We start from the raw sequence: 10,771 nt of genomic DNA, 5'->3' as shown, positions 1-10,771 counted from the left end.
CGCGGAGTAGCGGGCGGATCTCGCCATAAAGTTTCACCTAGGGATACGGACAGCGAGCCCCCATTTTCGCTCGGGCGCAGCGCGCGTCTTTTCCAGAATCGACGGAACCGGATAGATTCTCGCCATTGATCTTCACGAAGACTTCATCCAGGTGCCAGCGCCACTAGGGGATGGCGTGCAAACTCCCCGCCCGTCTGCGTCTGAGCTTCGCGGCGAACATCGGACCAAAGCGGTTCCACCAGAGCCGCACGGTGCGCAGCACTGCGCTACGCGTCGTGGCGGATATCGATCGCACGCTCGAACAGCAGATCCTCGACTTGCCGTAGGGAGAGGGGACAGCGGATGTACAGCATAGCCGAGAGGCGGACCACCTCTGGTGAGCTGTTGAAATAGCGGAGAGGATTGCGCATCGACGGAGGCTACGGACCGTCCGTTCCGGGTTCGAGCCATTTTGCACTGACACCGCCCTTTGAGGAGACGGCAAATGCCCAGGCTTGGTGGCGGAGGGGATGGGATTCGAACCCACGATACGGCTTATCACCGTATAACGGTTTAGCAAACCGCCGCCTTCAGCCACTCGGCCACCCCTCCGCAAGAGCGGCTTCGTCCACGACGTATGCGAGGTCAGTGGCTTAGCCGCGGTGCCAGCCGCCGTCAAGGCTCCTCTGCTCCGCCAATTGGTACCCCATTTAGACCCATCGTTGCCGCGGGGCGGATTCGATGGCCGCTGCGGCTTGTGGCGCAGGGCGGACTTTCGTCGTCCCTGCACAGAGGACTGACACCGTCTTGACCCAAATCATGGTTGCCAACGGTACCGCTCCTATGCTGCGGCTTCCCCGGTGGGGAACTCAAAGGTCAGTCTTGCCGAATGAACATGACGGAGGAATCCAATGGCCAGAAAAGCCGTTGCCAAGAAACCCGCAACGAGCAAGCCGGCACCCAGCGAATCCGGTATTGAGTCGGTTTTTGCCCCCCTGATGGACCTGCGGCATCGCATGGACCACATGTTTGACGACTTCATGCAGGGTCTACACGGGACCGGCCTGAGGCGCGACCCCTGGAGACTGGATCTTTTCCGCGATTTCCCGTCGCTTTCCGGGCTTCAGGGAAACATCACCGACGTCAGGTTTGATGTCTCGGAGAGCGAAGACGCGATCGAGATCGCGGCCGAGTTGCCCGGATTGGACGAGAAGGATGTCGAGCTGTCCCTGTCGGACGGGGTCTTGACCATCAAGGGCGAAAAGAAGACGGAGTCCGAAGAAAAGAAGAAGAACTACTATTGTCGTGAACGCCGCTTTGGATCCTTTCTGCGCTCCTTCCGGGTTCCCGACTCAGTCGACGACGCCAAGATCCAGGCCAGCTTCGACAAGGGCGTGCTCGAGGTGATCCTTCCGAAGCGCCCGGAAGCCAAGGCCAAGGCGAAGAAGATCTCGATCGCCAAGAAGAAGTAGTGCTCTTGGACCGCAGGCCGTGAATGGCCAGCGACACTTCCGAGGGAAGGACCGGACGATCGGGAAGCTGCGCGGGCGCAGGCTCCCGGATCTCGCATTACCGGTCAGATGGACACGGACGCCTTGGACTCGGCCCTCATTCTCTCGTGAAGCCTGTCCAGCACGTGATGGCCCCCATCGGCGTAGGCGCTCGAAATCAGGGCCAAGAGGCCGGCAAGATCGGCGCCCCTGGCCGCAAGCGCGTGGAAGATCGCCTGGGTCTGATCGCTGACGAACTCGTCGTGGTCCGAACTGAGCATTGGGATCCCTTCGCTGATCTCCCCCGAACGAGGTGCCGTTCGCGGGTGTCGATCAGAACCAAAGACCACAGGCGTTGACGGATCGTTAACGACACCCACATGCTTGCGCCGCCGCAATGCGATAGGGGCCGAGGACACCAGTCCGGCCGGTGACAGGCGGGAAACAGCCAGGACATGGCTCATGCCCTTGAAGCGCTTCACATATTGATGCTTCTCACGGGCAAGATAGCTGCTAACGTTCGGCGTCCACGGATCCGTCTTGGAGGGGGGAATGGCACGAAATCAACATCATGCGACCCTGGGCGTGGTCAGCTTTGGCTTCGCCGTCGGCACGACCTCGGCCCTTCTCGTCTTCGTGCTCGGTGTCATGGCGGCCTTCTTCGGCTGGGGCCTGCCGGTGGCCGCCGCGCTTTCCACCTTGTTCATCGGCTTCGGGCCGACCTTTGTCGGCAGCATCGCGGGGGCCGTCTGGGCCTTCGTCAGCGGACTGATCACCGGCCTGATGATTGCCTGGTTCTACAACCGCTTCCTGCTGCAGCGCCAGCTGCCGCTTCGATGAAGTGCGCTACCAGGGTCGGGTCGTCGCTCGGGTTGCGGCAGGCGACGAGCGAACCCGGGTACGCGTGAAGCCTGGTCATCTCCGCCGTCTACCGAGATCGAACCGGAATCTTCCTTACTTGGCTTCGTGAACCGGGCGCTCTGGAGATATCGATGGTCAGGACGCCGTCCTGGTAGTGTGCCTCGGCCCTTTCGGTGTCGAGCTCAGGTGGCAGCCGGAAGCGGCGCTGGAAGCTGCCATAGGCCCGCTCTCTCAGATGGTAGTCCGCCTCGGAGACTTCTTTTTCGGTCCGCTTCTCGCCGCTGATTGTCAAGAGATCCTCCGTGATCGAGATCTCGATGTCCTTCTCCTCGAGCCCAGGCAGCTCCATGACGATGTGGAATCCCTCATCCGATTCACTGACATCGGTCTCCGGGGAGAAGCCCGTGAAGACCTGGCCGGACACGGGATGGTGATGCTTGCCGATCTTCTCATACATGACGTCGAGAAGATGACTGATCTGCTGGTACAGGGTGTGCAGGGAATCCGCATCGGGACGCGAAGCTGCCGGGTGTCCGGGCCGACTCCGTGGAACCAAAGGCTTCTCGGTCACTGCACCATCTCCTTGAGTTTCGCGGTTGCAGCAAGGCGGGGCGTCGCCATCGGGTGGCCCCGTCCTCATCCTTGAGACATCGCCGAGGCGCAAACGACGGGCAATGATTTCGGTCAAGGATAGACCTGGTGCGGCCGGGCGCCGAACCTCAAGACTCGAGCTTCGTCGAGACCCGTCAGCCCGGGTCCTTGCTTGGCCCGATCGTAAGGATCACCCTGCGTTTCTTGCCGCGGCGCAGGATCTCCAGTTCGACCTCTTCGCCGATGCGCTTCAGTCCGATCTCGTTTCGCAGACCGGCTGCCGTGCGCACCTTTTCGCCGTCGACGCCGAGGATGACGTCGCCGGGCTCGAGGCCGGCCGTCTCCGCAGGCGAGCCCGGCACTACCTGCGAGATCAAGGCGCCATCCAGGATCTCCAGACGAAGTCCCTTCGCCAGATCGGGGGTGATGTCTTGAATGACGATTCCCAAGCGGCCACGCCTGACTTCGCCAAACTCAATGATCTGCTCCATCGCCAGGCGCGCCATGTTGATCGGGATCGCGAAGCCGATACCGACATTGCCGCCGGTCGGCGCGACGATGGCCGTGTTGATGCCTATGAGCTGGCCGCGAAGATCGACCAAGGCACCGCCGGAGTTCCCCGGGTTGATCGGTGCGTCCGTCTGAATGAAGTCCTCGTAGGCCTCGAGGCGGAGGCCGCTGCGCCCCAGCGCGCTAACGATTCCCAAGGTGACCGTCTGGCCGAGGCCGAAGGGGTTACCGATGGCGACCACGTAGTCCCCGACCTCCAGTCGATCCGAATCGCCCAAAGGCAAGGCCGTCAGACCAGAGGCGTCGATCTTTAGGACCGCGACGTCAGTTTGCGGATCGGAGCCGAGGAGCTCGGCTTTCAGGGCGCGCCCGTCCTTGAGCGTGACGAGGATTTCATCGGCGTCCTCGATCACGTGATGGTTGGTCAGCACATGGCCGCCCCGCGCATCGACGATCACGCCCGACCCGATGCTGTGGGTTTCACGCTCCGCCCGTGGATCGGGCAGGGAAAAGAACCTGCGGAACCGCGGATCCTCCAGGAATCTTCGAAAGTTCGGATCGTTGAACAGCGGGCTGTCCTCGACGCGGACCTTGCCGCTGGTCGCGATATTCACGACGCCGGGGGTTACTCGCTTCATCAGGGGTGCCAGGGTCGGGACGTCGTTCCCTGTAGAGGGGATGGGAGCCTGGGCGCAAAGCTGCGACGCCGCTGCTGTACACGCAAGGAGCAGCAGAGCAGCGCCGAAGGCTTGTCCAGAGCGTTTCACGGTCGGCATCGCTGGCATCCTAGACCCTCATCGGTCGAAATCGGGGCCGGGATGGTGGCGTCGATGCGTCTTGGTAATGCTCTCGACGGTTCGAGCCACCTCGTCGTCGGAGAGCGGTGGCCGACAGCGTACACGATTCCAACACAGAAGGAGTTCGACCGCGACCTCCGGGTCGACACCATGCCAGAGCAAGTGGCCGGTCAGGGACGCGATCGTGTTGTTGCGCGCCCCTTCGGCGACGCCTTGGCGCACGAGGTCCTGCCAATGAGAGAGGGAATGCCCGAGGTAGGCCGTTTCTCCCCGCGCCAGGGCAAGGAGCCAAGGCGGCATTGGGGCAACCGGCAGGTCATCCGGGTGATGCGAGACCTCCCATTCGTAACGCCGACCATTCGGGTGCAGCGACGGCGGCGCGATGATCATGCCGCCATCTCCCCGCAGGTCGATGCCCGGGGCCAGGCCGACGCGGTTCCGCAAGACACCGCCGGGATGAGCGAAGTAGATGTGGCGTCCGCCACCGCCGCTGATCCCCTCGACGGTTTCCGGAAGCGCAGCGAAGCGGCGCTCCAGGCTTTGGAGGCTGTCGTCGCCGCCGTGCCGTGGGTCGACATCGAGCACGACGAGCCCTGAGACCTTCCCGGTGACGATCGCGAGGTTGGCGTTCGGCCAGCGCCGAAACCAACCGTGGGCTTCCCCCTTTTCGGGATGCCGGTGCTGGAACGGCTCCCAGTTGACAAGGGGGCGCTTCCCGCCCGCGCGAACAGGAATTATCGACCAGCCGCGTGCCAGATAGTGGCGCGCCGCTTCTTCCGCAAGGAGCCTGTCCATTCAGCCGTGTTCACCGTCGATTCGGGCTTCGCGGTCCAGGACCGCACTTCACCCCATCTGTCTGGCCGGCACCATCTCGATGAGAGGCAACCTCAAGCCGCGCCGCTGCGGCTCTAGGCCGCCGGCGTGTACTGATTGCGGTCTACCAGATGGGAAACCTCGACGTCCTCGACTTCCAGTCCGTCCTCGCTTACCAGGATTGCGAAAGGCGACCTTTGCCCGTCGTCCCGCACGATCGCATCGACGATCCAGACATGACTGTGGTCACCGTGCTTCCAGTAGCGCTGGCCCTCACGCACAACCGTCATCGCACACACCTTTGCCGGAGGGATTTGCGACCCGCGTCGCATGTAGGAAGTAAATCTAACGGGAATCAGCCTCGCGGGTCTGATCCAGATCAAGACGACACCTAAGATCCCGCCTCATCGTCATAGCCGTCGAAGGCACGCGACAGCGGACAATCGGCGCGCAATCTTCTGGATGACGGGGACATGGATCTGAGAATCGGCGATCTGGAGATGCCGGATGTCGAGCGTCTCGATGCGGAGATCGTCGAGCGCAAGGGCCTCGGGCACCCGGACAGCATCTGCGATGCCTTGGCGGAGGCGCTGAGCACGGCCCTCTGTCGCTTCTATCTGGATCGCTTCGGTACGGTCCTGCACCACAACGTCGACAAGGTGCTTCTTTGCGCCGGAGAATCCGAACCGCGTTTTGGCGGCGGGCGCGTGACCAAGCCGATCGAGATCTTCTTCGGCGGCCGCGCCAGTCTCGACGTGAGCGGCCTCACCGTTCCGCTGGAAGACATTGCGGTCGAGACTACACAGGACTGGTTCCGCCGCCACATGCATGCCATCGCTCCCGAGAGGGACGTGAAGGTCCACACGCTGATCCGGCCCGGGTCGAAGGATCTCGTCGAGCTCTACCTGCGCCAGAGCAAGACCGGAGAATGGCTTGCCAATGATACCTCCTGCGGCCTCGGCTTCGCGCCGCTGACCCGGCTGGAGCAGATCGTCCTCGACGTCGAAGGCCGCCTGAATGCGCCGGCTGCCAGGCTTGAACACCCGGAGCGCGGTCAAGACATCAAGGTCATGGCAGTGCGCCAGGGCGAGCGGATCGATCTCACGGTGGCTTGCGCCTTCGTCGATGGCTTTGTCGCGCGGCTAGAGGATTATCAAGCGGCGAAGCTCGACGTGGCAGAACAGGCCAGATCCGTAGCCCGGCAATGGAAAGATGCACCCCTGTCGGTGGCGGTCAATTCGGCCGACGAACCCGAGGCGGGCAGCGTCTACCTGACCGTCACGGGCACCTCGGCCGAGGCCGGCGACGACGGCTCGGCGGGCCGGGGCAACCGGGCAAACGGCTTGATCACGCCCTACCGGCCGATGACCATGGAGTCGGTTGCCGGCAAGAACCCCATCACCCACGTCGGCAAGCTCTACAATATCGTCGCAGGCTTGACCGCGGAGCGGGTCGTCGAGGAGATCGCGGAGATCGGGTCCGCGCGCTGCCGGCTTGTCAGCCGCATCGGACGGCCGATCAAGGACCCGGCCTTCGTCGACATCGCGGTCTGCACAGCGGACGGACAACTCGGTGGCAATGCACGTCTAAGGATCGAGGAAATCCTGCGCGAGGAGTTGGAAGGCATTGGAAATCTGGCAGACCAACTCCGGTCGGGGGAAGTCGCGCTGGACCGATGGCCGCTTCGAAGGGCCTAAGGGGGTGCGCCTCAAGATTCTGCGCGCGGCCTGAAGCGTTCCGTCAACCGCTCCGGGCTTCTTCTCTCACTGGTCCGGCAGGCTGGACTCCGTGGACGGCCTGGAGAAACTCTGCTCGAGATCCCACCTGATTTCCAAGGGCAGGCGGAGCTACTCGGGATCTGCTGGGAGGCGGGCAGGCATGAAGCGTATCTCGATCGCGTTGGTCTCGGGCCTTGCGCTGTTCTTGGGGGGCTGCGCGCTCCTCGCACCCCTGCCGGACAAGACGACGCTCGATGATCGCATTGCGATGATTCCGGCACAGGGCCTGCCTCTGAGGGGCCGGACCGTCATCCACTGGGATCAGCACCAGATCCCCTTCATCGAAGCCGAGCACGACGAAGACGCCGCCCTGGCGCTCGGCCTGGTCCATGCTCATCTGCGCCTGGGCCAGATGGAGGTCCTACGGCGCATCTCCCAGGGGCGCCTGGCCGAGATGGCCGGGCCGATCGCCGTCGATGTCGATCACGGCCTGCGCGTTCTCGACTTCGGCCGCGCCGCGGCCGAGATCGAGGCCAGCCTGCCGCAAGCGACCCGTGCTTGGCTCGAAAACTACGTAGTCGGTATCAACCACTACCAGCAGCAGGTGGCGGTCTTGCCGGTCGAGTTCTCGGTCCTGGGCCTCAAGCGGGAGCCCTGGCGCATCGCCGACCTGCTCACCCTTGGCCGCCTGGCCGGCAGCGACGTCAACTGGCTGGTGTGGTTCAACCTGCTCCAGCTCAGGCCCAGGGACGATTGGCCGCAGATCTGGGACCGCCTGGTCGAAAACGGCAGTGATTCGGTGCCAAGTTTCTCGGCGCGGGCCGAGGGACCCTCCCTTGAGCGGCTGCTCTCAGACGTCAGCCGCTCAGGCAGCAACAGCCTCGCCGTTTCAGGCGGACGCAGCCGCAGCGGCGGCGCAATCCTCGCCAACGATCCGCACCTCGGCATCCTTCTGCCCAACACCTGGCTGATCGTTGGTCTTAAGTCGCCGTCCTACCACGCGCTGGGCCTGATGGCGCCGGGCTTGCCGGTCTTCGCGATCGGCCGCAATCCCTGGATTGCCTGGGGTGGCACCAACATGCGCGCCGCCTCCAGCGAGCTCTACGAGCTATCCCGCGGAAGCGCCGGCGAGCTGGTCCAGCGCGAGGAGACGATATCCGTGCGCTGGTGGTTCGACGAGACCGTGACGCTCCGCGACAGCGAGTGGGGACCGGTCCTGTCGGACGCACCGCAGCTACGGGATCTTGACCTGCCGGCCTTCGCGCTCAGATGGACCGGACATCTGCCCAGCGACGAGATCACCGCTTTCCTCGCGGTCAGCCGGGCCCGAAGCTTCGAAGGCTTCCGTAGGGCCTTCCGCAGCTTCGCAGTGCCCGGCCAAAACATGCTCTTCGCCGACCGCGAGGGCAACATCGGCCAGGTCATGGCGGTCCGCCTGCCGCGCCGCAACGGCGCGCCGCCAGAGGACGTCATCCTGGATGCGCGGGACCGCGAGACCGCCTGGAAGGACATGCAGGGTGCGGAGGAGCTGCCCTTCGTGCTCAATCCGCCCGACGGCTTTCTGGCCTCGGCGAACAACCGGCCGGCGGAGACCGAAACTCAGGTCGGCTACTTCTTCTCGCCCGACGACCGCGTCCTTCGCATGGGTGAGTTGCTCGGCAGCGCGACGCAGATCGGTGTCGACGACATCCGGCATCTGCAGCAGGATGTCTACATGGCCTCGTCCATGGCCCTTCGTTCGGTCCTCCTGCGCAAGCTCGATGCGCTCGGTGTGACCGCCTCGGCCACGCCCGAGGAGAGAGACATCATCGACTTGATGCGGGACTGGGACGGCAACTACGCCGAGTCTTCGCGCGGCGCCCTGGCCTTCGAGCTCTTCCGCGACGGCTTCACCAAGGCGTTCTATCGGATCGGCTTCGGCGAGCAGGACTGGGCCGCCTTCGCCAACGTCGGACGGATCAAGTCGATCCTGCTGGAAGACGTCGAAACCGCCGAGCCGCAGTCCCTCCGCCGGTCCCTCCGGGACGCCTTGGCGGCCGCGACGGGCGCGATCGGAGACTTCACTGACTGGGGCGAGATGCACCGCCTTCAGCTATCGCATCCGCTGTCCAACCTGCCGTTGGTCGGCGGTCGCTACCGCTTCGGCGACTATCCCGCCGCGGGCAGCTCCGACACCCTGATGAAGACCGCCCATGCAAGCACCAGCGAGCGCCATGCGACGCGCTATGGCGCCAACGCGCGGCACATCTCCGATCTCTCGGACCTGGACCTCAACTTCTTCGCCTTGCTCGGCGGTCAGGATGGCTGGTTCAACAGCTCGACCTTCATGGACCAGGTGCCCCTGTGGCGCTCCGGCGACTATATCCAGCTGCCCCTTCGTCTGGAGCGGGCCCGCGCGCGCGCGTTGCGTCGGACCACGCTTCTGCCCTGAAGGCGACAGCCAGGGGCATCGCCTCGTAATCAGGACCACTCTTTCGTCATGCTGGATCTCACGCCGTTCCTCAAGCTCTACGCGTTCCAGCGAGGCCTGCAGCTGCGCCTGGAAGACCCGCTGTTGCGACAGGAACGCGAGTTGCTGATTTTGGTCGGCTTCGCCGAGCACACCCGCTTTGGCCGCGACCATGCCTTCGGCTCGATCCGGTCGGTCGCGGACTTCCAGAACAATGTGCCCCTGCGCCGCTACGAGGACTTCTGGCGCGATTACTGGGAACCCGAGTTCCCCAGGCTGGTCGACTGCACCTGGCCGGGCCGCGTGCCCTTCTTCGCCCTAACCTCGGGCACGACGACGGGCGTGACCAAGTACATTCCCTGCACGCACGAGATGAATGCCGCCAACGTCAAGGCGGCCGCGGATATACTGGTGCACCATCTGGCCAGCCGCCCCGACAGCCGGATGCTTGCGGGCCTCAACTTCATGCTGGGCGGCAGCACCGACCTGCGTGAGCTGGCCCCCGGCATCGTGGCCGGCGACCTCAGTGGAATCGCCGCCAAGACGACGCCCTGGTGGGCCCGGCTGCGTTACTTTCCGCCGCGCGAGCTGGAGACAATCACGGACTGGGAGGTCAAGATCGAGCGGCTTGCAGCGGCCTCGCTGGAGAAGGACATCCGCAGCATCAGCGGTACGCCCAGTTGGCTGCTGCTTTTCTTCGAGAAGCTGGCCGAGTTGAGGCCGGAACGCGAGCGGCGGCTCTGCAGCTACTACCCGAACCTGGAGCTGGTGATCCACGGTGCGGTCAGCTTCGCGCCCTACCGGAGGATCTTCGGCGAGCTGCTCGAGGGCAGCCGGGCCGAGACCCGCGAAGTCTACGCCGCGAGCGAGGGCTTTATCGCCGTCGCCGACCGCGGCGATGGCGAGGGCCTGCGGCTGGTCACCGACAACGGGCTGTTCTTCGAGTTCGTGCCCCTTGAAGAGCTGGACGCCGACCAGCCGACCCGGCATTGGCTCGAGGATGTCGAGCCAGGGGTCAACTACGCCGTCGTCGTGACCTCCTGCGCAGGGCTCTGGTCCTACGTCATCGGCGACACGGTCCGCTTCATCGAGCGCAGGCCACCGCGCATCCTGATCACTGGCCGCACCAGCTATTCGCTCTCCGCCTTCGGCGAGCACCTGATCGACGAGGAGATCGAGACCGCCGTCGCCGCTGCGGCCGAGGCCATCGGGACCACGGTTGTCGACTACGCCGTCGGCGCACTGGTTCCGGACCGCGCCGGTGGGCGGGGACAGCACCTCTACATCGTCGAGTTCACCGGGTCCGTCCCGGGGCAAGAGGCGCTCGACAGCTTCGTGCGCCTCCTGGACGAGTCCCTGTCGAAGACCAACGAGGACTATCAGGCCCATCGGGCCGGCGATTATGGCATGAAGCCGCCGCGCCTCCACGCCGTGCGGCCCGGCGGCTTCGCCGCCTGGATGAAGAGCCGTGGCCAGCTGGGCGGGCAGCACAAGGTCCCGCGGGTCGTGAATGATCCCGAGCTGTTTCGGGGTTTGCGAGACTTCGTGGGCGCTGGCTAGAGC

General features: G+C 64.4%; 10 protein-coding genes and 1 tRNA gene. 5 read left to right on the top strand and 6 right to left on the bottom strand.

What is annotated here, in order from left to right; all coding sequences use genetic code 11:
* Nucleotides 1-498: 498 nt before the first annotated feature.
* A tRNA-Ser gene (locus tag QNJ30_16965) sits at nt 499-591 on the bottom strand.
* Nucleotides 592-890: 299 nt separating this feature from the next.
* On the opposite strand from QNJ30_16965, the gene QNJ30_16960 reads away from it, so the two are divergent.
* Nucleotides 891-1,451 (top strand): Hsp20/alpha crystallin family protein, encoded by a 561-nt coding sequence (locus QNJ30_16960; protein ID MDJ0945162.1) that lies wholly within the window; start codon nt 891-893, stop codon nt 1,449-1,451.
* 104 nt (nt 1,452-1,555) lie between these two features.
* Here QNJ30_16960 and QNJ30_16955 read toward each other — a convergent pair whose 3' ends face one another.
* Nucleotides 1,556-1,951, bottom strand: coding sequence for a hypothetical protein (locus tag QNJ30_16955; GenBank protein MDJ0945161.1), 396 nt, complete (start codon nt 1,949-1,951; stop codon nt 1,556-1,558).
* A 70-nt stretch (nt 1,952-2,021) separates the two neighbouring features.
* Between QNJ30_16955 and QNJ30_16950 the strand changes: the two genes are divergently transcribed.
* On the top strand, nt 2,022-2,309 hold the full coding sequence (locus QNJ30_16950) for a bacteriophage holin (protein MDJ0945160.1): 288 nt from the start codon (nt 2,022-2,024) through the stop codon (nt 2,307-2,309).
* Nucleotides 2,310-2,397: 88 nt separating this feature from the next.
* On the opposite strand, the gene QNJ30_16945 is transcribed toward QNJ30_16950, so the two are convergent.
* From QNJ30_16945 to QNJ30_16930, 4 genes are all read right to left on the bottom strand, one after another.
* Nucleotides 2,398-2,901 carry an Hsp20/alpha crystallin family protein gene (locus QNJ30_16945; GenBank protein ID MDJ0945159.1) on the bottom strand — a complete coding sequence of 168 codons (504 nt, stop codon included), beginning with the start codon at nt 2,899-2,901 and terminating at the stop codon, nt 2,398-2,400.
* A gap of 175 nt (nt 2,902-3,076) precedes the next feature.
* Nucleotides 3,077-4,207, bottom strand: a complete 1,131-nt coding sequence (locus QNJ30_16940) for a Do family serine endopeptidase (GenBank protein ID MDJ0945158.1) — start codon at nt 4,205-4,207, stop codon at nt 3,077-3,079.
* A gap of 18 nt (nt 4,208-4,225) precedes the next feature.
* Nucleotides 4,226-5,023, bottom strand: a complete 798-nt coding sequence (locus tag QNJ30_16935; protein ID MDJ0945157.1) for a bifunctional DNA primase/polymerase — start codon at nt 5,021-5,023, stop codon at nt 4,226-4,228.
* Nucleotides 5,024-5,136: 113 nt separating this feature from the next.
* On the bottom strand, nt 5,137-5,331 hold the full coding sequence (locus tag QNJ30_16930) for a hypothetical protein (GenBank protein ID MDJ0945156.1): 195 nt from the start codon (nt 5,329-5,331) through the stop codon (nt 5,137-5,139).
* A 183-nt stretch (nt 5,332-5,514) separates the two neighbouring features.
* Between QNJ30_16930 and QNJ30_16925 the strand changes: the two genes are divergently transcribed.
* The 3 genes from QNJ30_16925 (at nt 5,515) to QNJ30_16915 (ending at nt 10,768) form a co-directional block, all read left to right on the top strand.
* Complete coding sequence (locus QNJ30_16925) at nt 5,515-6,738, top strand: methionine adenosyltransferase (protein ID MDJ0945155.1); 1,224 nt, start codon at nt 5,515-5,517, stop codon at nt 6,736-6,738.
* A gap of 181 nt (nt 6,739-6,919) precedes the next feature.
* Nucleotides 6,920-9,190, top strand: a complete 2,271-nt coding sequence (locus tag QNJ30_16920) for a penicillin acylase family protein (GenBank protein ID MDJ0945154.1) — start codon at nt 6,920-6,922, stop codon at nt 9,188-9,190.
* A gap of 48 nt (nt 9,191-9,238) precedes the next feature.
* A complete protein-coding gene (locus QNJ30_16915) occupies nt 9,239-10,768 on the top strand; it encodes a GH3 auxin-responsive promoter family protein (GenBank protein MDJ0945153.1) in 1,530 nt (509 codons plus the stop codon).
* Nucleotides 10,769-10,771: the final 3 nt, after the last annotated feature.

Source organism: Kiloniellales bacterium (assembly GCA_030066685.1).
Classification (GTDB): Bacteria; Pseudomonadota; Alphaproteobacteria; order Kiloniellales; family JAKSBE01; genus JAKSBE01.
The sequence above is the reverse complement of the archived record's forward strand: the minus strand, read 5'-3'. Positions and strand labels throughout refer to the sequence as shown.

Bases quoted from the DNA above. Each gene is read 5' to 3' on its own strand.
- QNJ30_16960 (MDJ0945162.1), top strand. From the start codon at position 891: ATGGCCAGAAAAGCCGTTGCCAAGAAACCCGCAACGAGCAAGCCGGCA.
- QNJ30_16950 (MDJ0945160.1), top strand. From the start codon at position 2,022: ATGGCACGAAATCAACATCATGCGACCCTGGGCGTGGTCAGCTTTGGC.
- QNJ30_16930 (MDJ0945156.1), bottom strand. From the start codon at position 5,331: ATGACGGTTGTGCGTGAGGGCCAGCGCTACTGGAAGCACGGTGACCAC.
- QNJ30_16940 (MDJ0945158.1), bottom strand. From the start codon at position 4,207: ATGCCGACCGTGAAACGCTCTGGACAAGCCTTCGGCGCTGCTCTGCTG.
- QNJ30_16920 (MDJ0945154.1), top strand. From the start codon at position 6,920: ATGAAGCGTATCTCGATCGCGTTGGTCTCGGGCCTTGCGCTGTTCTTG.
- QNJ30_16915 (MDJ0945153.1), top strand. From the start codon at position 9,239: ATGCTGGATCTCACGCCGTTCCTCAAGCTCTACGCGTTCCAGCGAGGC.
- QNJ30_16935 (MDJ0945157.1), bottom strand. From the start codon at position 5,023: ATGGACAGGCTCCTTGCGGAAGAAGCGGCGCGCCACTATCTGGCACGC.
- QNJ30_16925 (MDJ0945155.1), top strand. From the start codon at position 5,515: ATGGATCTGAGAATCGGCGATCTGGAGATGCCGGATGTCGAGCGTCTC.